Source organism: Streptomyces sp. Mut1, assembly GCF_030719295.1.
Classification (GTDB): Bacteria; Actinomycetota; Actinomycetes; order Streptomycetales; family Streptomycetaceae; genus Streptomyces; species Streptomyces castrisilvae.
In genome coordinates this window covers 6,639,812-6,661,058 of the sequence record NZ_CP120997.1, presented here as the reverse complement: position 1 = coordinate 6,661,058, position 21,247 = coordinate 6,639,812, and the positions used below count along the sequence as shown (strand labels likewise).

Here is a 21,247-nt window from a genome sequence, read left to right as displayed (position 1 = left end):
GCTCAGAGCCCCATGGGGGCGCGTTCGGGGTGGTAGTCGCCGGACACCGCCATCCGGAGCCGGCCGATGACGTCGCCGTGGGTCGGGAGAGGGGCGGGACTTTCCCCTTGCGGACCGATGCGGGCGCAATACAGGGAGGCGATCATCTCCGCCTCCTGCTCGTTCCTGTCGGAGTACTTGTTGCGTTGCAGGACCCGCCTGACCACGGCCGGCGATATGTCGGGGAAGAGCTTGGTGAGAATGTCGTCGTCGGTGTTCGACAAGGACTGGTGATCGCACATGATGTGGCCGAGTTCGTGAGCGATGATGTGTTCCTGGTGCGGGCGGCTCGCGGAGGCGGCGTAGATGACGAAATCCGCGGCGCCGGTTGCCAGCCACATGCCGTTCACCGAATTCCGCGGGATGGCCATCGGTACGAGATGGATGGGCCTGCCGCGCCTCTCGGACAACCGGTCCCTCAGGGTGAGTACGTTCCGGCCGCCGTCGGGGACGTCCAAATCCGCCAGCCGGGCACTGCACTGCCGCCTGAGCTTTCTGAAGTAGCGTTTCGAGGGGACGGCAGAAGGTTCGGGGGACTCGCTCTTCGCCGGCGTGTTCATTGAGTCTCGGTCAACTTCCGCTCGAATGGTCACGTGCAGAACGTGCGCCCGGAGGATGGGGGGCACCCCCGGATCGCGGGAGTGTTCCGGGCCGGGGGGCGGCCTCGGCTCCTTGAGTGATTCGGTGCGGGATCATCCCTCGCCCGGCCCGGAACGGCGGGCCGGGGGCGCACGTGTTTCTCCGGTGGCCCCGGAGGAGGAGTGCGCGCGAGGGTCGGGCGGTTTCAGGCGCGGCGGGGACAGGGGGAGTTCGCGAAAGGAACGACCGCACAGCTCTCCGGCCGGGGCGCGGAGCACCGACAGCCTTCGACCCGCCCAGGCGTGCTCAATGAGGCCGAGACCTCATGCGCCACCTTTCGCGCTCGCTCCTTCATGGCCATCCCCTCTATGGCGCGACGCATGTGCCCCGGTCACGTTGCCCGCAGCTGCCGGACACGGCAGTCAATGCGAACCAGCTCGCCTCAAACGATGCCCCAAACGACCGGATCCATGTAACCGGTTGGCCGAAAATCGCCAATGATCCTTTTCGCTGGGAACTGTGGTGACAGCGATGCCGCGCTTCGGAAACCGCTGGTTCCGCCCGGCCCTCCGCTTAACGTGAAATCGCCGGAGAATGGCGCGATAGCCCCCCGTGCTCACCTTCACCGGTCGGCTGCCGGTCCACAGTCTATGAAAACCGAACAATCAACGGATGGTGTGGGAAGAAGGCGCTTTCCCTCCGGCGGGGAACCGCCGAACCCGCGGTGGCCGAATATGCGCGGGGCCGGGAGGGCGCCCGGTGCCTCGGCAAGCTGGTCACCGTTCCCCGGCGGATGGCTGCCGGGCGAGGAACTCCTCGAACGCCGCCTTCTGCTTCGGGTCCATGAAGCCTTGGCGAACATGGAGTGCCTTCTCCTTGAGCCATCGCGCTTCTCCGGGGCACAGCAACTCGGCGACCACCACGCCGTCGCGGGCGACCGCCGTACGCCCTCCCGCGCGACGGCGGAAGAGGGTGAACGCGCCGAACTCCCTGGGGTGGGCCAGTTCCGGCTGTTCCCCCGCGTCCCGGTCCTCGCTGTCGCCCCCGGTGTCTCTCGACGGGTAGGCGGTGGGGGCCCAGTGCTCCCAGCGCGCCAGCGTGGCCGCGGGCACCAGCACCGCGTGTTCCGGCTGCCGGTGCCCCTCCCACCGGAATGTCACGGTGACGGGCTCGCCGACCGCCTCGGCCAGCCCGAGCACCCGCTCCACCTCGTCGTTGTCCGGGTGGGCCACCGTCACATCGATCTGAATGCTCATGGCGCCGGAGGCTACCCGCCGGGGGGAACCACGCCGTCCCGTCACCGTCCGGCGCAGGGCCTCACGGCTCCGTGTGGTAGTAGCGCGTGCAGGACTTCACCATGCCGTCCTCGGCGATGTGGAAGAGGTCCACGAAGCGCAGGCAGGCGCCCGGGGTGATGCGGCGCCCGGCGGCGACGACGCTGCGGTCGTGGGCGACGACGCGGTCGATCTCGTGGCGGGTGCGGGGGCCGGTGTGGTCGCGGTGGGCGCGCAGGACCGCGGTGCGGCCGCGGGCGGTGGGGGCGCCCGGCAGTTCCAGCTCGACGTGGTCGTGCAGCAGCGATCCGCACGCGTCGAGGTCGCCCGCGTCGAGGTAGTCGTAGACGAGGCGGACGTGGTCGGTGCCGGCGGCGGTGACCAGGTCGCTCACCGTGTTCGGGCCTGTACTCGTCCAGGCGTCGGTGTGCATGGGACGCCTCCTTTCTCCTTCGCGACGCACTCTTCCGCAGGCCGCCAACCCCCGCTTATCGCGGCGCTATTCGCTGAGCGACCACGCTGGGCAGGCAGGATGGACAGACACGTGGGGGTTGTGAAAACTTTGGGCGAGTTGATCCCGGAGTATCAACGCGCTTACGAGCTGGGGGTCTCGGTGACCGAGGGCACGATGCACGCGGTCCAGGACGCTCCCAACACGGCTCGTCCCCCCTTCCAGTTGCTGGGTCCGCTCCAGGTACGGGGCAAGGACGGGCCGCTGCGGGTGCCCCCGGGGCGGCAGGAAGTGATCCTGGCCGCCCTGCTGCTGGAGGCGAACCGGGTGGTCGGCACGAGCTACCTGGTGGACCTCATCTGGGAGGACAACCCTCCGGAGACCGCGCGCACGCAGGTGCAGATATGTGTCTCCCGGCTCCGGAAGCTGCTGGCCGGTGCGGACAGCACGGTCTCGATCTCGACCCGGCCGCCGGGTTACGTGCTCCACGTCGACACCGGGGACGTCGACTCGCTGCTGTTCACCGGCCTGGTCGCGATGGCCCGGCGGCAGCGTGACGAGGGCGACGCGGAGAAGGCGGTGGCGCTGCTGAAGTCGGCGGTGGCCCTGTGGCAGGGCGACTCGCTGACCGGTCTGGTGAGCGGCCCGCTCGCCAACAAGGCCCGCCAGCTGGACGAGGAGCGGCTGGGCGCCGTCGAACTGCGCATGCAGTTGGAACTGGAGCTGGGACGGCACGACCGGCTCGTGGGTGAGCTCCAGCTCCTCACCCACGAGAACCCGTTGCGGGAGCGGCTGCGCGGCCAGCTGATGTGCGCCCTGTACTGGTCGGGGCGGCAGGCGGAGGCGCTGGAGGTGTTCCGCACCGGGCGCCGGATCCTCGACCAGGAACTGGGGCTGGCGCCGGGCAGGGAGTTGCGCGGGCTCGAAGCGGCCATCCTCGCCGGTGAGCTGCCCCCGCCGCTCCGGACGCCCCGGCCCCGCGCGGAGAGGACGCAGACCGCCCCGGCCCCCGCGGCCGGGCGTGCGGGAGGCGAGGGACGGGTGGCACCCGGCGGCGCCGAGCACGCCACGGACCGGGACGACACCGGCGGCCCTGCCCCGGAGCAGCACTCCCCCGCCGCCGGCCGGGACGCCGCCCCCGGCCGGTCCGACGCACCGTCGCACGATGCCCGGCCCCAGCAACTCCCTGCCGCCACCTCCGACTTCGTCGCGGACGAGGCTCAGATCGCCGTGCTGGAGAAGGCGTTGACCAGCGGCCGGGACCGCAAGGCGGTCGGGCTCGCCGTGATCACCGGCAAGCCGGGCACCGGCAAGTCGACACTCGCCGTGAACATCGCGCACCGGCTCGCCGAGACGGGGTTCCCCGACGGCCAGCTCTACTGCGACCTGCGCGGCACCGGCACCCCGGCCACCACCCTGGAAGTACTGGGCCGCTTCCTGCGGGCCCTGGGCATCCCGGGCCAGCTGATCCCGGACTCGCTGGACGAGCGGGCGGAGATGTACCGGACCCGGCTCGCCTCGCGCCGCCTCCTGGTGGTCCTGGACGACGCCGCCACCGAGAGCCAGGTGCAGCCGCTGCTCCCGGGCAGCCGGGACTGCGCCGTCCTGGTCACCAGCCGGGCCAGGCTGACCGCTCTCCCGGGCGCGCACCGGGTCGAGCTGGACGTCCTGGACGAGGAGCGGGCGCTGAAACTGCTGTCCAGGATCGTCGGGCAGGAACGGGTGGAGGGTGAGTCGGCGGCCGCCGAGGCCCTGGTCCGTACGGTCGGGCGGCTGCCGCTGGCCCTGCGCATCGTGGCCGCCCGGCTCGCCGCCCGCCCGCACTGGACGCTGGCGTCGATGGTGCACAGGCTGGCCAACGAGCGGCACCGGCTGGACGAGCTGGCGCACGGCGAGATGACGATGCGGGCCAGCCTCTCGCTCACGTACAACGGTCTGGCGCCGGAGGACCGCGGGCTGCTGCGGATGCTGAGCATGTCCCGGACGCCGACGCTGCCCGGCTGGCTGGCCGGCGCTCTGCTGGACGACGACCGCCCGGTGCCGTCGGACCTGATGGAGCCGCTGGTCGACATGCAGATGCTGGATGTCGTCGGGGTGGAGCGCAGCGGCGGCTACCGGTACCAGTTCCACGAGATCATCCGGGTCTACGCCCGCGAGCAACTGGCCGCGCACGACGCCCCGGAGGAACGCCGGGACGCGCTCACGCGCATGGCGGGCGGCTGGATGTATCTCGCTCAGGAGGCCCATCGCAAGGTCTACGGCGGTGACTTCACCGTGCTGCACGGCGACGCGCCGCGCTGGGCGCCGCCCCCGTCCTGCACCGAGGAGCTGCTCACCGACCCGCTGGCCTGGTTCGACGCGGAGCAGGCCGCCCTGTGCGCCATGGTGGAGCACGCCGCCGACGAGGGGCTGCACGACGTCAGCTGGAATCTGGCGACGACCCTGGTCACCCTGTTCGAGGTGCGGGGCCACTACGACCTGTGGGAACAGACCCATGTGCGGGCGCTGGCCGCGGTGCGCAAGGCCGGCAATCTGCGGGGCACCGCCGCCGTGCGTGCGTCGCTCGGCTCGCTGTACATGAGCCGCAACGAGTTCGACATGGCGCGTCAGGCGCTGAGTTCGGCGCTCGACGTCTTCCAGGCGCTGGACGAGCCGCAGGGCGAGGCACTGTGCCGGCGGGACATGGCGCTCATCGCGCGGACGAACGGTGAGGACGACACGGCCCTGGATCTGTACGAGCGGTCGCTGGCCGACTTCGACCGGGCCGGTGACGTGGTGGGGCGGGCGATCGTGCTCACGCAGAGCGCCCACATACGGATGCGCCGGGGTGAGACGGACGCGGCGCAGATCCAGCTGGACGAGGCGCTGGAGATATACGACGGGGTCGGCTACCTGGGGGGCAGGGCCCGGACCCTGCGCAGGGTGGGGCAGCTGCTGCTGGAGCGGGACGAACTCGATCTCGCGGTGCTGACGTTCACGGAGGTCCTGGAGCTGTGCCGGGACTCCGGCGACGTGATCGGCGAGGGCCATCTGCTGCGCGATCTGGGCCATGCCTTCGCGCTGATGGGGCGGCCCGACCGGGCCAGGTACTTCTTCGACCGCGCTGTGGCGGCCCGGGAGCAGATCATGGATTTCGGCGGTGGCGCGCTGGCCCGCCTGGATCTGGCCCGGCTGCTACAGGATGAACCGGGGCGTTCCCGGGAACTGCTGGCTCCCGCGCTCGAAGTGTTCGCGAACCGGGGCATGAAGCGTGAACTGGCGGAGACTCGGCGGCTGCTCGGCACCGGCTGAGGCGAGTGCCGGGGCGGGTCAGTCCCAGGGGTTGTTCTCGGTGGGGTCGGAGGCGCCGGGGGTGGGGGTGCTGGTCGTGGCCGGCTCGGTGCCGGTGCCCGACGCGTCGTCGGCCCAGCCGGCCTGGACGCCTATTCCGGTCACGATCACGACCGCGGCGGTGGCGAAGGCGGCGCGGAGGGCGTTGCGGGTGGTGGTGTTCTTCGTCATCGGACTGTCCTCTCGTCGGTGTTCCGTTTCCTTCTGGACACCACGTTAGGAATGACCGGATTCACCGCACCGGTCCCGGCCTTATCCCCCCGCTATCACGGACCCCCGCCCCTATCACCGGCGGCGCGCGCCCGTCCGTCCGGGCGGTGCGCCGCCGCTCGTACGCGCCCCGCCGCTATCCCGGGCCGGGCCGGGCAGGACCGGACGGCGTTGGTCCCGCGATGCTCCCCGGATAGGCCGCGTGTGGAGGATGCCCGGCAGAAGCAAGGCACGACAGCCGTCTCCCTCACAGCACCCCGGCCCGCAGCCGCTTCCGGGGTGCCTATCCCCGACGAGCAGGAGTCCTTTCATGACGCTCAGCCACCCCCCGCAGCACACCCCCGCCACCTCCGCCACGCTCGGCTCCCTGATACGCGGTCACCGCCTCCGTATCGGCCTGACCCAGCGGGAGCTGGCGGACCTGTCCACCATCAGCGTGCGCGCCATCCGGGACCTGGAGAAGGGAAAGGCGCAGCGGCCGAGAACCGACACGGTGCGGCTGATCGCCGACGCGCTGAGACTCGGCCCCCGGTCGCGTACCGCGCTGGAGGAGGCCGCGCGACGGGGGCAGCGGGCGGGCGGTGACGTCCGGCGCCTGTCCGTGGAGCGGGCGGCGCCGCCCGTGCCGCTGTACCCGCTGGTGGGCCGGGAGGCGGAGACCGGTGTGGTGGTGGAGGAGCTGGGGTCGGGCGCGGAGCGGCTGATCACCGTCGTCGGGCTGAGCGGCGTCGGCAAGACCCGGCTGGCCCTGGAGGCGGCGGCCCGCCTGCACGAAGCCGGGCTGCCCGTGCTGTGGCACTCCGGTGACGGGGCCGCCGCCGGCTGCCTCCGGACCGAGGACGACCTGCTGCCCAGGCTGGCCGACGGGTGCGCGCGGTTCCTGCGCGGTGACGGTGACGCCGGGGATCCGCTGCCCGAACTGGCGGATGTCCTGGGGGCGATCGGCGGACAGGGCAGCGTGCTCGTCCTCGACGGCGTCGACACCGGCGTCCTCGACTTCGGCCGGCTGAGCGGTCTGCTGCGCGCCTTCCCGGGCCTGCGTCTGCTGCTCACCGGGGAGCGGCCGTGGAACGTGCCCGGGGAACGCCTCTTCCTGCTCTCCCCGCTGGAGGCGCCCGCACCGGCCGCCGGGCACACGGACGCGGCGGCCGTCCGGTTCTTCCTCAGCCAGCTGCGCCGGGTCCGCCCCGACATCGTGCCGGACGAGCGGACGCTCGCCGATGTGGTCTGGATCTGCCACCGCCTCGACGGCCACCCGGCCGCGCTCGGTGCCGCCGCCTCCTGGCTGACCGTCTGCGACCTGTCCACCCTGCGCAACATCGTGGAGTCCGACCCGGCCCCGCTGCTCGACCATCTCGCCGGGGGCCCGGACGGCTCCCGCCTCCAGGAGCGCGTCGGGCGCACCCTCGCCGCGCTGCCGGCCGCGTACCGGACGCTTGTCGGTGACCTGTGCCGGGTGGGCGACGGGGAGTTCCTCCTCCAGGACGTCGTCCGGCTGACCGGGCGCACCCTGCCGGAGTGCGGCCGGCTGATCCGCGATCTCCTGGTCAGCGGGGTGGTCCGGTCCAGTTCGGACGGCGGGCGCTCGGGGTTCCGCGTCCTGTGCGTGGTGCGCGCGTCGGCCGGCGCCGCGGCTGCCGTCTGACTGCCGCAGCCGCGCCGAACTGCTGGCCCTACCGCCGGAACAACTGCCGCTCGGCACCCGGCTCCGGCGGTTGTATGGCACTGCCGGCCCGGTACGGACGCCGGGGCGAGGCCGGCCCGGTCCGGCCCTTCCCGCCCGGCCCGCCGGCCCCCGTACTGCCCGCCCTTCCCGGCTCCGCGCTTCCAGGACCAGCCCAGCCCCGCCGCGACCCACACAGGAGACCCCATGCCGTCCGACGCAACCGTCGCAACCGCTCCGGCCGCCTTGCGGTTGCCGCTCTCGGAGGCCCAGCGCGACATCTGGACGGCCCACACCCTGGACCCCACCGGCCGGAAGTACAACATCGCCGAGTGCCGGGACATCCTCGGCCCGGTCGACCCGGAGCTGATGGCGGCCGCCTGGCGCCGCCTCGTCGAGGAAGCCGACGTGATGCGCACCCGCTGCATCGAGGACGACGGCGAGACCGTGTGGCATGTGATCGACGGCGAGCCGGGCGCCCGTACCCTCTCCTTCACCGATGTGAGCGCCGAGGACGACCCGGAGCGCGCGGCCTGGGACCTGGTGGGCGTGGCGGCCGGCACCGCTTTCGACCTGGCCCATGAGCCCCCGGTCCGTTGCAAGCTGATCAAGCTGGCGGAGGACCGGTACTTCTACTTCTACGCCTTCCACCACCTGCTGGCCGACGGTGTGACCTTCTCGTTGCTGCTGAAGCGGCTGGTCGAGCTGTACGAGAAGGCGGTCGCCGGGGAGCCGTGGGGCGATACGCCGTTCGGCCGGCTGGCCGACCTCCACGCCGAGGACGCCGCCTGGCGCGGCTCCGATGAGGCCACCGCCGACCGGGCCGCCTGGCACGAGCACTTGGCCGGGGCCCCACAGCCGCCGGACAGCCTGATCCGGGGCACCGGCCGGGCGGCTCCGTCGCGGGGCGTCCTGCCGTTCTCCCGGCGCACGGTCCTGGTGCCCGCGGCGGACGCGGACCGGCTGCGTGCCGTAGCGCGCTCGGAGCGGGTGTCGTGGCCGGTGCTGATGGTCGCCCTGTTCACGGTGTACGTGCACCGGGTCACGGCACAGGACGAGCTGATGCTCGCGCTGCCGGTGACGGGCCGGACCACGAAGGCCGCCCGCAGCACGCCGGGCATGACCTCGAACGTCGTACCGCTGCGGCTGCGGGTGGGCGCCGGGGAGACCCTGCACACGCTGGTACGGGCGGTGTCGGCCGAGGTCAAGCACGGTCTGCGCCATCAGCTGACGCGCTACGAGGACCTGCGGCGGGACGCCGGCGCCCTCACCGGTACCCGCAGGCTGACCGGTCCTGTGCTCAACATCATGGGCTTCAACGCCGACATGACGGTGTGCGGCAGCCCCAGCATCAATCACAACGTGACCAACGGCCCGGTGGACGACCTCAACGTCGCGGTGTACGACCTGGGCGCGGCGGAGGGTCTGCGGATCGACTTCGACACCCCGGTCGAGGGCGTCGACGCCGAAGCCACGGCCGCCCACCAGGACCGCTTCGCCCGCTTCCTCACGGCCGCCCTCGCCCCGTCCGAGGAGCGGGGCGAGCCGGCCGATCGCAGGATCGCCGAGTTGGACGTGCTGTCGGCGGACGAGCGGGAGCTGCTGCTCGGGCCGTGGGCGGGTGCTGTGGCCGACCGGGACGACGTCTCGCTCGTGGACCGGTTCGAGGCCCAGGTGGCCCGTTTCCCGGACGCGGTCGCGCTGGTCGACGGCGAGCGCGGTTTCACGTACGCGGAGTTGAACGCGACGGCCAACCGCTGGGCCGGGCACCTGCGTTCACGCGGACTCGGGCGGGGCGACCTCGCGGGGATTCTGCTGGAGCGCAACGCCGCCTTCGCCACCGCGCTGATCGCCGTACTGAAGACCGGCGCCGGGCACGTGCTTCTGGACCCCGACTTCCCGGACGAACGCCTCCGTTCCGCCGCCACCGAGGCCGCAATCAGCCACCTCGTCACCCGTACGGAACTCGCGGAACGCCTTGAGGGGTCGTGGGAGGTGTGCGTCGAAGGGCCGGAGGAGGTCTCGGGCCAGTCCCCCGACAACCTCGGGATCACCATCCAGGGCGACGACCTCGCGTGCGTGATGTTCACCTCCGGGTCCACCGGCCGGCCCAAGGGCATCGTCTCCTCGCACCGCACCCTCGTATCCACCCTCGTCGGGCAGACCTACCTCCCGACAGGCCCGGACGAGGTGTTCCTCCAGTCGTCACCCGTCTCCTGGGACGCCTTCAGCCTCGAATTCTGGGGGCCCTTGCTGCACGGCGGCCGGGTCGTGCTCCAGCCCGGCCAGAAGCCTGAGCCGGCGCTGATCGCGGATCTCACGCGTAGGCACCGGGTGACGACGCTGCTGTTGTCGGCCAGCCTCTTCAACTACCTCACCGACGAGCACCCCGAGACCTTCGCATCGGTCAGAACCGCCTACACCGTCGGCGAGGCCGCTTCCCCCGCCCACGTACACAAGCTCATGAACACCTGGCCGGGAATCAGGGTCATCAACGGGTACGGCCCCGCCGAGGCCATGATCTACGCCACCACCCACACCATCGAGCCCTCCGACGCACCCCACCCCGTCATCCCCATCGGCTCGCCCCTCGTCAACAAACCCCTCTACGTACTCGACAACGCCCTCCGCCTCTGCCCGCCCGGCACCACCGGCGAGCTCTACATCGCCGGCGACGGACTCGCACACGGCTACCTCAACCGACCCGACCTCACCGCCACCCACTTCATCCCCAACCCCCACGGCCCCACAGGCACCCGCCTCTACCGCACCGGAGACCTCGCCCACTTTGACCAGCAAGGACACCTCCACTACGAAGGCCGAGCCGACAGCCAAGTCAAAATCCGCGGCTTCCGCATCGAACCCGCCGAAGTGGAAACCGCCCTCCTCAGCCATCCCCGCATCACGCAGGCCGTCGTCACCAAGCACCGCGACCAGCTGTCCGCCTATGTGGTCAGCAGTGGTGCCGTCGCCATGGAGGACGTGCGCCGTCACCTCGTGGACCGCCTCCCCGAGCACCTGGTCCCTGCCTTCCTCACCCCGCTCGACCGGCTCCCCCTCCTGCCCAACGGCAAGACCGACAAGCGGTCGCTGCCCGAGCCGGTCGCGGTCTCGGCGGGCGGCCGTGCCCCGCGCACTCTGCTGGAAGAGACCCTGGCCGGCCTCTTCACGAGCACGCTCGGCTCGCCCACGGACCTGTCGATCGACGACGACTTCTTCCAGCACGGCGGGCATTCCATCCTCGCCGCCCGCCTCACCAACCGGATCGCGCAGGCTCTGGGCGTCCGGCTGACGATCCGGGACGTCTTCCAGAACCCGACGGTGGCGCGGCTCGCGGAGAAGGTCGGCACGGAGAAGGGCCTGCCCGCACTGCCTCCGCCGACCGCGGGCGAGGGGCCCGACGAGGGACCGGCCCCGGTGTCGTTCGCCCAGCGGCGTCTGTGGCTGCTGGCGGATCTGGAGGGCGGCAGCACCGCCTACAACGTGCCGATGGCGGTGCGTCTGGAGGGTGCGCTGGACGTCGATGCCCTGGAGGCGGCGCTCAACGACGTGGTCGAGCGGCACGCACCCCTGCGTACCCTGTTCGAGACGGTGAACGGCGAGCCGCGACAGCTCATCCTCTCCGCAGCGCAAGCCCGGGTGGTGGTCGAGCGCCGCGAGGTGACCCCGGAAGCGCTGGACGGCGCGATGGCCGAGGCCGGTCGTCACGTCTTCGACCTCCGGACCGAACTCCCCCTCGGCGTCACGCTGTTCCGGCTGGACGAGGCGACGCACCACCTGGTGCTCGTGCTGCACCACATCGCCACGGACGGCCACTCCGGCAACGTGTACTTCACGGACCTCGCCCGCGCCTACGAGGCACGGCTCGCGGGCGCCGAGGGCCAGGTGCTGGAGCCCTTGTCGGTGCGGTACGCGGACTACGCGGTGTGGCAGGAGCGGGTGTTGGGCTCGGCCGGCGACCCGGACAGTGTCCTGTCGCACGAACTGGCCTTCTGGGACCGGGCCCTGGACGGGCTGCCGGAGGAGCACGCGCTCAACTCGGACCGGCCCCGGCCGGAGCGAGCCTCGCACCGGGGCGGTGCGCTCGATGTCTCCCTGGGTGACGACCTGTTCGAGCGGGTGGGTGAGCTGGCCCGCGCCGAGGGGTGCACCCCGTTCATGGTGGTGCACGCCGCGCTCGCCGCCGCCCTGACCCGGCTTGGCGCCGGCACGGACCTGGCCATCGGCTCCCCCGTCGCCGGCCGCACCGACGAAGCACTCCGCGACCTCGTCGGCTTCTTCGTCAACACCCTCGTCCTACGCACCCACACCGACGGCGACCCCACCTTCCGCCAACTCCTCGAACGCGTCCGCACCACCGACCTCGACGCCTTCGCCCACCAGGACGCCCCCTTCGACCTCGTCCTCGATGCCGTCAATCCGCCCCGGACGCTGGCCCGTCACCCCCTGTTCCAGATCTGCCTGACGCTGGAGACCGGTGCTCCCGTGCTCGCTCTGCCGGGGGTCCGGCCGGGGCACGTCCAGACCTTCGCCAACAGTGCGGCCAAGTTCGACCTGGAGTTCCTGCTCCGCTCGGACGACGGCCAGGGGCTGCGCGGCATGGTCGTCTTCGCGGAGGACCTGTTCGACCGTTCCACCGTCGAGCGGATGGTGACCGTGCTCGGCGCGGTGTTGCGGCAGGCGCTGGCCGATCCGGAGGTGCGTCTCGCGGAGCTGGACGTGCTGTCGGCGGACGAGCGGGAGCTGCTGCTCGGGCCGTGGGCGGGTGCCGTGGCCGACCGGGACGACGTCTCGCTCGTGGACCGGTTCGAGGCACAGGTGGCCCGCTCGCCGGAGGCCGTCGCGTTCATCGACGACGACCGGAGCATCACGTACAAGGAACTGAACGCCACCGCCAACCGCTGGGCCGGGCACCTGCGTTCACGCGGACTCGGCCGGGGCGACCTCGCCGGCATCCTCCTGGAACGCAACGCCACCTTCGCCACGGCACTGATCGCCGTACTGAAGACCGGCGCCGGACACGTGCTCCTGGACCCCGACTTCCCGGACGAACGCCTCCGCTCCGCCGCCACCGAGGCCGCAATCAGCCACCTCGTCACCCGCACCGCGCTCGCGGAACGCCTTGAGGGGCCGTGGGAAGTGTGCACCGAAGGGCCGGAGGAGGTCTCGGGCCATTCCCCGGACAACCTCGGGATCACCATCCAGGGCGACGACCTCGCGTGCGTGATGTTCACCTCCGGGTCCACCGGCTGGCCCAAGGGCATCGTCTCCTCGCACCGCACCCTCGTATCCACCCTCGTCGGGCAGACCTACCTCCCGACAGGCCCGGACGAGGTGTTCCTCCAGTCGTCACCCGTCTCCTGGGACGCCTTCAGCCTCGAATTCTGGGGGCCCTTGCTGCACGGCGGAAGCGCTGTCCTGCAACCGGGGCAGAAGCCCGAACCCGCCCTCATCGCAGACCTCGTGCCCCGGCACAAGGTCACCACCCTGCTGCTGTCGGCCAGCCTCTTCAACTACCTCACCGACGAGCACCCCGAGACCTTCGCATCGGTCAGAACCGCCTACACCGTCGGCGAGGCCGCTTCCCCCGCCCACGTACACAAGCTCATGAACACCTGGCCGGGAATCAGGGTCATCAACGGGTACGGCCCCGCCGAGGCCATGATCTACGCCACCACCCACACCATCGAACCCTCCGACGCACCCCACCCCGTCATCCCCATCGGCTCCCCTCTGATCAACAAACCCCTCTACGTACTCGACAACGCCCTCCGCCTCTGCCCGCCCGGCACCACCGGCGAGCTCTACATCGCCGGCGACGGACTCGCCCACGGCTACCTCAACCGACCCGACCTCACCGCCACCCACTTCATCCCCAACCCCCACGGCCCCACAGGCACCCGCCTCTACCGCACCGGAGACCTCGCCCACTTTGACCAGCAAGGACACCTCCACTACGAAGGCCGAGCCGACAGTCAGGTCAAAATCCGCGGCTTCCGCATCGAACCCGCCGAAGTGGAGACGGCTCTCCTGGCCCACCCGGCCGTCACCCAGGCCGTCGTCACTACGCACCACAAGCAGCTGTCCGCCTATGTGGTCGGCACGGGTGCCGTCATGGAGGACATCCGCCGTCACCTGGCCGCCCGGCTGCCCGAACACCTCGTCCCCGCCTACCTGACCCCGCTCGACCGGCTCCCCCTCCTGCCCAACGGCAAGACCGACAAGCGGTCGCTGCCCGAGCCGGTCGCGGCGGTGGTGTCGGAGCGTGCGCCGCAGAGCCAGCTCGAAGAGGTCGCGGTCGCTCTCTTCAGCCGGGTCCTGGGCGCGAAGAGCCCGGTGGGCGTGGACGACAGCTTCTTCGCCCACGGCGGTCACTCGCTGCTGGCGGCCCGCCTCACCAACCACATCGCCGAGGTCCTGAACGTCCGGCTCACCATCCGGGACGTGTTCCAACACCCCACCCCGGCACGCCTCGCCGCGTACATCGCCTCGCTGAAGGGGCGGCCGGCGCTGCCGCCCCTCACCGCCGGTACCTGGGCCGATGACCACGACGCCCCGGTGTCGTTCGCCCAGCGCCGCCTGTGGCTGCTGGCCGAGCTGGACGGCGCCAGCACCGCCTACAACGTCCCGATGGCCGTACGCCTGACGGGTCGGCCGGACGCCGATGCCCTGGAGGCCGCGCTCAACGACGTGGTCGAACGCCACGCTCCCCTGCGGACCGTGTTCGCGACCGTGGACGGCGAGCCGCGCCAGCGCGTCCTGCCGGCGACGGAGGCACGCATCGCCCTTCGGCGCCGGGCATCCACGCCGGAGGCCCTGGACGGCGACCTGGACGCGGCGGCCCGCCACCGGTTCGACCTCACCTCGGAGAACCCCCTGCGGGCGACCCTCTTCGATCTGGGTGACGGACACGTCGTCCTCCACCTGCTGGTGCACCACATCGCGACGGACGGCCGGTCCGCCGGAGCGTTCTTCGACGACCTGTCACGGGCGTATGAGGCACGGATCGCCGGCGCCGAACGAGGCCGCCGGGTGCTGGAGCCGCTGCCGGTGCAGTACGCGGACTACGCGGTCTGGCAGCAGAAGGTGCTGGGCTCACGCGACGACGCGGACAGTGTGCTGGGGCAGGAGCTGGCCTTCTGGCACCGGACCCTGGACGGGCTGCCGGAGGAGCACGCGCTCAACTCGGACCGCCCCCGCCCGGCGGAAGCATCGCATCGTGGCGGTGAGGTCGAAGTCGCCCTGGGCGCTGACCTGTTCGAGCAGATCGGCGCGCTGGCCCGCGCCGAGGGGTGCACGCCGTTCATGGTGGTGCACGCCGCGCTGGCAGCAGCCCTGACCCGGCTCGGCGCCGGCACGGACCTGGCCATCGGCTCCCCCGTCGCAGGCCGCACCGACGAAGCACTCCGCGACCTCGTCGGCTTCTTCGTCAACACCCTCGTCCTGCGCACCCACACCGACGGCGACCCCACCTTCCGCCAGCTCCTCGAACGCGTCCGCACCACCGACCTCGACGCCTTCGCCCACCAGGACGCACCCTTCGACCTCGTCCTCGACACCCTCAACCCCACCCGCACCCTCTCCCGCCACCCCCTCTTCCAGATCTGCCTCACCCTGGAGGCGGGAGAGACGCCGGCGCTGAACCTGGGTGGTGACGGCCCGTCGGCCGAGGTGCTGGGTCTGACCAACGGGGCGGCCAAGTTCGACCTGGAGTTCCTGCTCCGCTCGGACGACAGCCGAAGCCTGCACGGGGCGGTCGTCTTCGCGGAGGACCTGTTCGACCACTCGACCGTCCAGCGCATGGTCGCCGTCCTGGGTGAGGTGCTGCGGCAGGCAGTGGCCGATCCGGATGTACACCTCGCGGAGCTGGACGTGCTGTCGGCGGACGAGCGGAAGCTGCTGCTCGGGCCCTGGGCCGGGTCCGCCGTCGACATCGGCGACGCCTCACTGGTCGAACGGTTCGAGGCCCAGGTGGCCCGCTCCCCGGAGGCCGTCGCACTCATCGACGGCGACCGGCGCATCACCTACACCGAGCTGAACGCCACCGCCAACCGCTGGGCCAGGCTGCTGCGTTCACGTGGTCTGGGCCGGGGCGATCTGGCCGGCATCCTCCTGGAACGTAGCGCTTCGTTCGCCGCCGCGGTGATCGCGGTGGTCAAGGCCGGTGCCGGCTACACGCTGCTCGACCCGGACTTCCCCGATGAGCGCCTGCGCGCCGCCGCCGATGACGCGGGGATCTCGCTGCTCCTCACCGATGAGGCCCTCGGGCAGCGCGTTCAGGGCCCCTGGACCGTGGTCTCGTGGTCCTCGGAGGACCCGGCCGACGAGCCGGACGTAAACCTCGGCGTGCCACTGGTGGGTTCCGATGTGGCGTGTGTGATGTTCACGTCGGGGTCCACCGGCCGGCCCAAGGGCATCCTGTCCTCCCACCGCAACCTCGTCTCCACCGTCACCGCACAGAACTACGGGACGTTCGGACCCGGCGAAGTCTTCCTCCAGTGCTCACCCGTCTCCTGGGACGCCTTCAGCCTCGAATTCTGGGGCGCACTCCTCCACGGCGGCACCACCGTCCTCCAACCCGGACAGAAACCCGAACCCGCACTCATCGCCGAACTCACCCAGCAGCACGGCGTCACCATGCTCCAACTCTCCGCCAGCCTCTTCAACTACCTCACCGACGAACACCCCAACGCCTTCACCACCGTCACCACCGCCTACACCGGAGGCGAAGCCGCCTCCCCCACCCACATCCACCAACTCCACCAAACCTCACCACACACCACAGTGGTCAACGGCTACGGCCCCGCCGAATCCATGGGCTTCACCACCACCCACACCATCACCCCCACCACCCAACCCCACACCACCATCCCCATCGGCACCCCCCTCACCAACAAAAACACCTACATCCTCGACAACACTCTCCGCCTCTGCCCGCCCGGCACCACCGGCCACCTCTACCTCACCGGCCACGGACTCGCCCACGGCTACCTCAACCGACCCGACCTCACCGCCACCACCTTCACCCCCAACCCCTACGGACCCCCCGGCACCCGCCTCTACCACACCGGCGACCTCGCCCACCACGACCACCACGGCCACCTCCACTACGACGGCCGCGCCGACAACCAAGTCAAAATCCGCGGCTTCCGCATCGAACCCGCCGAGATCGAGACCGCGCTCCTCGCCCACCCCCACATCACCCAGGCCACCGTCACCACCCACCACGACCAGCTCTCCGCCTACGTCGTGATCGACACCGACACGGTGACGACGGAGGACGTCCGCCGCCACCTCACCGACCGGCTGCCCGACCACATGGTCCCCGCCCACCTGACTCCGCTCGACCGGCTGCCGCTCACCCCCAATGGGAAGATCGACAAGCGCGCCCTGCCCGAGCCGGTCGCGATGGTGAGCACGGCGCGTGCACCCCGGAACCCGCTCGAAGAGGTCACGGTCGCTCTCTTCAGCCGGGTCCTGGGCACGGCGGGACCGGTGGGCGTGGACGACAGCTTCTTCGCCCACGGCGGTCACTCGCTGCTGGCGGCCCGCCTCACCAACCACATCGCCGAGGTGCTGGGCCTGCGGCTGACCATCCGGGACGTGTTCCAGCACCCCACCCCGGCACGCCTCGCCCAGCACATCAGCACCCTCAAGGGCCGGCCCGCGCTCCCGCCCCTCACCGCCGGCGCCTGGACCGGTGACGACAACGCGCCCGTCTCCTTCGCTCAGCGCCGGCTCTGGCTGCTGGCCGAGCTCAACGGCGCCAGCCCCGCCTACAACGTCCCGATCGCCGTGCGGCTGGCCGGTCCGCTGGACGCCGATGCCCTGGAGGCCGCGCTCAACGACGTGGTGGAACGCCACGCCCCCCTGCGGACCGTATTCGCGACGGTCGACGGCGAGCCGCGCCAGCACGTCCTCCCGGCCACGGACGCCCGCGTACTCATCGAGCGCCGCGAGGCGGCCCCCGGCGGCCTGGACGAGGCGATGGCTGATGCCGCCCGCCACATCTTCGACCTCCACAGCGAACTCCCCCTCAGGGCAACGCTGTTCAAGGTCGGTGACGACTCCTGGGTCTTCTTCCTCCTGGTGCACCACATCGCGACGGACGGCCGGTCCACCGCGGTGTTCTTCGACGACCTGTCACGGGCCTACGAGGCACGGATCGCCGGCACCGAGGAGGGCCGCCGGGTGCTGGAACCCCTGACAGTGCAGTACGCGGACTACGCGGTGTGGCAGGAGCGGGTGTTGGGCTCGGCCGACGACGCGGACAGTGTGCTGGGACAGGAGCTGGCCTTCTGGCACAAGACACTGGAAGGGCTACCGGAGGAACACGCGCTGAACCTCGACCGCCCCCGCCCCGCGCGGGCCTCCCATCGCGGCGGGCAGCTCGACGTCGAACTCGGGCAGGACCTCTTCGAGCAGATCGGCGCACTGGCCCGCGCCCAGGGATGCACCCCGTTCATGGTCGTGCACGCCGCGCTCGCCGCCGCCCTGACCCGGCTCGGCGCCGGTACGGACCTGGCCATCGGCTCCCCCGTCGCCGGCCGCACCGACGAAGCACTCCGCGACCTCGTCGGCTTCTTCGTCAACACCCTCGTCCTACGCACCCACACCGAGGGCAACCCCACCTTCCGCCAACTCCTCGAACGCGTCCGCACCACCGACCTCGACGCCTTCGCCCACCAGGACGCCCCCTTCGACCTCGTCCTCGACACCCTCAACCCCACCCGCACCCTCTCCCGCCACCCCCTCTTCCAGATCTGCCTCACCCTGGAGACGGGAGGCGTGCCGGACCTGCGGCTCGGCGATGCCCGGGTCACCGGAGTGCCCGATGTCACGAGTGGTGCGGCCAAGTTCGACCTGGAGTTCCTGCTCCGCTCGGACGACGGCCAGGGGCTGCGCGGCACGGTCCTGTTCGCGGAGGACCTGTTCGACCGCTCCACCGTCGAGCGGATGGTCGCCGTACTCGGCACGGTGCTGCGCCAGACCCTGGCCGATCCGGAGGTGCGTCTCGCGGAGCTGGATGTGCTGTCGGCGGACGAGCGGGAGCTGCTGCTCGGGCCGTGGGCCGGGTCCGCCGTCGACATCGGGGACGCCTCGCTGGTCGAACGGTTCGAGGCCCAGGTGGCCCGCTCCCCGGAGGCCGTCGCACTCATCGACGGCGAACGGCGCATCACCTACACCGAGCTGAACGCCACCGCCAACCGCTGGGCCAGGCACCTGCGTTCACGCGGACTCGGCCGGGGCGACCTCGCCGGCATCCTCCTGGAACGTGACGCCACCTTCGCCACCGCACTCATCGCCGTACTCAAGACCGGCGCCGGACACGTACTCCTGGACCCCGACTTCCCGGACGAACGCCTCCGCTCCGCCGCCACCGGGGCCGCAATCAGCCACCTCGTCACCCGCGCCGCTCTCGCAGGGCGTCTCGAAGGCACCTGGGACGTATGTGTCGAAGGGCCGGACGAGGTCTCGGAGCACTCCTCGGACAACCTCGGCCTGACCATCGCGGGCAACGATGTGGCGTGTGTGATGTTCACGTCCGGGTCCACCGGCCGGCCCAAGGGCATCCTGTCCTCCCACCGCAACCTCGTCTCCACCGTCACCGCACAGAACTACGGGACGTTCGGACCCGGCGAAGTCTTCCTCCAGTGCTCACCCGTCTCCTGGGACGCCTTCAGCCTCGAATTCTGGGGCGCACTCCTCCACGGCGGCACCACCATCCTCCAACCCGGACAGAAACCCGAACCCGCACTCATCGCCGAACTCACCCAGCAGCACGGCGTCACCATGCTCCAACTCTCCGCCAGCCTCTTCAACTACCTCACCGACGAACACCCCAACGCCTTCACCACCGTCACCACCGCCTACACCGGAGGCGAAGCCGCCTCCCCCACCCACATCCACCAACTCCACCAAACCTCACCACACACCACAGTGGTCAACGGCTACGGCCCCGCCGAATCCATGGGCTTCACCACCACCCACACCATCACCCCCACCACCCAACCCCACACCACCATCCCCATCGGCACCCCCCTCACCAACAAAAACACCTACATCCTCGACAACGCTCTCCGCCCCTGCCCGCCCGGCACCACCGGCCACCTCTACCTCACCGGCCACGGACTCGCCCACGGCTACCTCAACCGACCCGACCTCACCGCCACCACCTTCACCCCCAACCCCTACGGACCCCCCGGCACCCGCCTCTACCACACCGGCGACCTCGCCCACCACGACCACCACGGCCACCTCCACTACGACGGCCGCGCCGACAACCAGGTGAAGATCCGCGGCTTCCGCGTCGAGCCCAGTGAGGTCGAGGCCGCGCTCCTCGCCCACCCGCAGATCACCCAGGCCGCCGTCACCACCCACCGCGACCAGCTCTCCGCCTATGTGGTCAGCGGTTCCGCGGCCATGGAGGACATCCGCCGTCACCTCACCGCGCGGCTGCCCGAGCACCTCGTTCCCACGTACCTCACCCCGCTCGACCGGCTGCCGCTCACACCGAACGGGAAGATCGACAAACGTGCCCTTCCCGAGCCGGCGGCGGTCGTCTCCGCCGGGGGCCGGGCGCCGCGCACGCCGCTCGAAGAGACGCTGGTCGGCCTCTTCACCCGCACGCTGGGTGCCGGTGAGGCGCTGAGTATCGATGACGACTTCTTCCACCACGGCGGCCACTCCCTCCTGGGCGCCCGCCTCACCAACCACATCGCCGTGGCCGTCGACGTCCGGCTCACCGTCCGCGACGTCTTCGAGCACCCGACGCCCGCCCGGCTCGCCGAGCACATCACCGCGCTGAAGACCGCGCCGGCCACCCCGAAGAAGGCCCGGCCCACCCTCCGCCGTCGCACCGAGACAGAACGGATCAGCTCATGACCACCTCCCCGGCCCCCGCACCCGAAGACGTCGTCTGGGACCTCCCCGGTGACACCCCGCACCGCCTGTCGCTGCTGGTGCTGCCGCACGCCGGGGGCAACGCCCACGCCTACGGCGGCTGGCGCGAGCACCTGCCGGCCGATGTGCGGCTGCTGATCGGCCAGTACCCGGGGCGCGGCGCCCGCTACTGCGAGGAGCTGCCCGTCTCCGTGGACGACCTGGCGCAGCCGGTGGTGGACTCGCTGCCGGCCGACACCGGGGAGCTGGTGGTGTTCGGGCACAGCATGGGGTCCCTGGTCGCCTTCGAGGTGACCCGTGCGCTGCGCGCCGCCGGCCGCACCCCGCGCGGGCTGATCGCCTCCGCGTGCCGGGCGCCGGTGCTGCCCAACCAGTGCCCGGTGCACCCGGAGCGGCTGGACGACGACCAGCTGGTCGCGGCCATCAAGGAGCGCGGCGGCACGGACGACGGCATCCTGGACGACCCGGAGCTGCGCGAGATCGTGCTGCCGTCCATCCGGGCGGACTTCGCGATCGACGACGCCTACCGGTGCACCGCCCCGGACGCCCGGCTGGACTGCCCGGTCGCCGTGTTCGGCGGGGACGCCGACCCGATCGTCCCGGCGGAGATGCTCGCCGGCTGGTCGCAGGTGACCGGCGACGAGGTCGTGCCGCAGGTGCTGCCCGGCGACCACTTCTACTTCCAGCAGGACCTGCCGGGCTTCTTCGCCCGCCTGAACCCGGTCCTCGACGCCCTGCGCGACTCCGCGTCCGCCGCCGCGTCCGCGTAACCCCACCCCGCCGAACTCCACTCAAGGA

General features: G+C 71.3%; 8 protein-coding genes. 4 read left to right on the top strand and 4 right to left on the bottom strand.

What is annotated here, in order from left to right:
• Positions 1-2: 2 nt before the first annotated feature.
• The 3 genes from P8A18_RS28915 to P8A18_RS28905 all read right to left on the bottom strand — a co-directional run bounded on the left by P8A18_RS28915 (position 3) and on the right by P8A18_RS28905 (position 2,325).
• Complete coding sequence (locus P8A18_RS28915) at positions 3-632, bottom strand: toxin (protein WP_306059220.1); 630 nt, start codon at positions 630-632, stop codon at positions 3-5.
• A 762-nt stretch (positions 633-1,394) separates the two neighbouring features.
• A complete protein-coding gene (locus P8A18_RS28910; protein ID WP_306059219.1) occupies positions 1,395-1,874 on the bottom strand; it encodes a hypothetical protein in 480 nt (159 codons plus the stop codon).
• Positions 1,875-1,935: 61 nt separating this feature from the next.
• Entirely contained in the window at positions 1,936-2,325 is a 390-nt protein-coding gene (locus P8A18_RS28905; RefSeq protein WP_306059216.1) for a nuclear transport factor 2 family protein, read from the bottom strand.
• 243 nt (positions 2,326-2,568) lie between these two features.
• Between P8A18_RS28905 and P8A18_RS28900 the strand changes: the two genes are divergently transcribed.
• Positions 2,569-5,634 (top strand): AfsR/SARP family transcriptional regulator, encoded by a 3,066-nt coding sequence (locus P8A18_RS28900; protein ID WP_445978208.1) that lies wholly within the window; start codon positions 2,569-2,571, stop codon positions 5,632-5,634.
• A gap of 18 nt (positions 5,635-5,652) precedes the next feature.
• On the opposite strand, the gene P8A18_RS28895 is transcribed toward P8A18_RS28900, so the two are convergent.
• Positions 5,653-5,844 (bottom strand): hypothetical protein, encoded by a 192-nt coding sequence (locus P8A18_RS28895; protein ID WP_306059214.1) that lies wholly within the window; start codon positions 5,842-5,844, stop codon positions 5,653-5,655.
• Positions 5,845-6,193: 349 nt separating this feature from the next.
• On the opposite strand from P8A18_RS28895, the gene P8A18_RS28890 reads away from it, so the two are divergent.
• From P8A18_RS28890 to P8A18_RS28880, 3 genes are all read left to right on the top strand, one after another.
• Positions 6,194-7,528 carry a helix-turn-helix domain-containing protein gene (locus tag P8A18_RS28890; RefSeq protein WP_306059212.1) on the top strand — a complete coding sequence of 445 codons (1,335 nt, stop codon included), beginning with the start codon at positions 6,194-6,196 and terminating at the stop codon, positions 7,526-7,528.
• Positions 7,529-7,753: 225 nt separating this feature from the next.
• Positions 7,754-20,431 carry a non-ribosomal peptide synthetase gene (locus P8A18_RS28885; protein ID WP_306059210.1) on the top strand — a complete coding sequence of 4,226 codons (12,678 nt, stop codon included), beginning with the start codon at positions 7,754-7,756 and terminating at the stop codon, positions 20,429-20,431.
• Complete coding sequence (locus tag P8A18_RS28880; RefSeq protein WP_306059208.1) at positions 20,428-21,219, top strand: thioesterase II family protein; 792 nt, start codon at positions 20,428-20,430, stop codon at positions 21,217-21,219. The genes P8A18_RS28885 and P8A18_RS28880 overlap by 4 nt, the downstream gene beginning before the upstream one ends.
• Positions 21,220-21,247: the final 28 nt, after the last annotated feature.

Coding starts and splice junctions, on each gene's coding strand:
- P8A18_RS28890 (WP_306059212.1), top strand. CDS start 6,194: ATGACGCTCAGCCACCCCCCGCAGCACACCCCCGCCACCTCCGCCACG.
- P8A18_RS28885 (WP_306059210.1), top strand. CDS start 7,754: ATGCCGTCCGACGCAACCGTCGCAACCGCTCCGGCCGCCTTGCGGTTG.
- P8A18_RS28905 (WP_306059216.1), bottom strand. CDS start 2,325: ATGCACACCGACGCCTGGACGAGTACAGGCCCGAACACGGTGAGCGAC.
- P8A18_RS28895 (WP_306059214.1), bottom strand. CDS start 5,844: ATGACGAAGAACACCACCACCCGCAACGCCCTCCGCGCCGCCTTCGCC.
- P8A18_RS28910 (WP_306059219.1), bottom strand. CDS start 1,874: ATGAGCATTCAGATCGATGTGACGGTGGCCCACCCGGACAACGACGAG.
- P8A18_RS28880 (WP_306059208.1), top strand. CDS start 20,428: ATGACCACCTCCCCGGCCCCCGCACCCGAAGACGTCGTCTGGGACCTC.